Here is a 1,277-nt window from a genome sequence, read left to right as displayed (position 1 = left end):
ATCAACAACGGCAACAGCGTTGAAGATACTGCCCAGATGGTGAAATTGGTAGACACGCCAGCTTCAGGTGCTGGTGATCGCAAGGTCGTGGAAGTTCGAGTCTTCTTCTGGGCACCAATTCGAGATTGCAGAGTAGTACACTCTTCAGCCTCACACAAAAACCCGCGAAAGCGGGTTTTTGCATTCCGGGTCAGCTAAGCCCCTGATTTAATAAAATTAAAACAGGGGTTTACAGATCGAAAAGCTCTACGTATTATGCGCCACATCAACAGCGGCAACGTTGCTGATACTGCCCAGATGGTGAAATTGGTAGACACGCCAGCTTCAGGTGCTGGTGACCGCAAGGTCGTGGAAGTTCGAGTCTTCTTCTGGGCACCAATTCAGGTTTACAGGTTCACCCTGTGTAACCACTCAAAAAGCCCGCGAAAGCGGGCTTTTTAGTTTCCGGGATTCCTTCCTGCCCTCTTCGATACCTTTTATCTGCGGCCTAAAGGTCGTATTTGATAATCTATCTCATCCGCATTAATATCCGGCCAACTTCAGATCCCTGGCTCATCCTCCTGGATACCCGTGCCCGACACCAATGACAGGCTCCAGCTTTACCTGACGCATCGTATCGCCCTGGTCGACTATGCCGCCCCCATCGTGGGCTGCCGGGCCAAGGCAGAAGATGTGGTTCAAGACGCCTGGCTGCGCTTCAGCCAGGGCGCGGACAACCTCGCCCCACTGACACAACCGGTGGGCTATCTTTACCGTATCGTGCGCAACCTGGCCTTTGACCTCAATCGCCGGGCAACCCTGGAAAACCGCCACACCACCCATAGCGAATCATTGGACGAACACATTTCCAACGCGCCTTCGCCCGAGCAGCAAGCCTTGCATGTGGACGAATTGCGCAAATTGCAACATGCTTTGTCCCGCCTGCCGGAGCGCACGCGCCAGGCATTCGTATTGCATCGCCTGCAAGGCCTGACGTTTCAGCAAATCGGCACGCAACTTGGCATATCCGTGAGCCTGGCCCACCAATTGGTCCGCGACGCCCTGACCTACTGCGCGGAACAACTGAGTGATGACTGAAAAACCGCCCCCGAACCCGATCTGGGAAACCGCACTGGACTGGCTGCTGCTGATCCAGGAGAACCCTCACGACTCCGAACTGACCGAACGCCTGAACCACTGGCGTGCCAGCGCCCCTGAGCACGACGCGGCTTATTGCAAGGCGCTCAAGGTCTGGAGCCTGAGCGGCGAGGCGCTCACCCTGCCGGTGACAACAGCAC

2 protein-coding genes and 2 tRNA genes are annotated in these 1,277 nt (G+C 55.8%); all 4 read left to right on the top strand.

What is annotated here, in order from left to right:
• The first annotated feature begins 30 nt into the window (after window positions 1–30).
• A tRNA-Leu gene (locus GHO03_RS24465) sits at window positions 31–117 on the top strand.
• Between the two features lie 174 nt (window positions 118–291).
• Window positions 292–378 (top strand) — tRNA-Leu (locus GHO03_RS24460).
• A gap of 192 nt (window positions 379–570) precedes the next feature.
• Window positions 571–1,077, top strand: a complete 507-nt coding sequence (locus tag GHO03_RS24455) for a sigma-70 family RNA polymerase sigma factor (protein WP_095017676.1) — start codon at window positions 571–573, stop codon at window positions 1,075–1,077.
• A partial coding sequence (locus GHO03_RS24450; protein ID WP_153400686.1) for a DUF4880 domain-containing protein occupies window positions 1,070–1,277 on the top strand: 208 nt, incomplete at its 3' end. The genes GHO03_RS24455 and GHO03_RS24450, both read left to right, overlap by 8 nt.

This window comes from Pseudomonas sp. FSL R10-1339 (assembly GCF_009600545.1).
In the GTDB taxonomy this organism is placed as follows: Bacteria; Pseudomonadota; Gammaproteobacteria; order Pseudomonadales; family Pseudomonadaceae; genus Aquipseudomonas; species Aquipseudomonas bubulae.
This window is presented reverse-complemented; position numbering and strand designations above follow the sequence as displayed.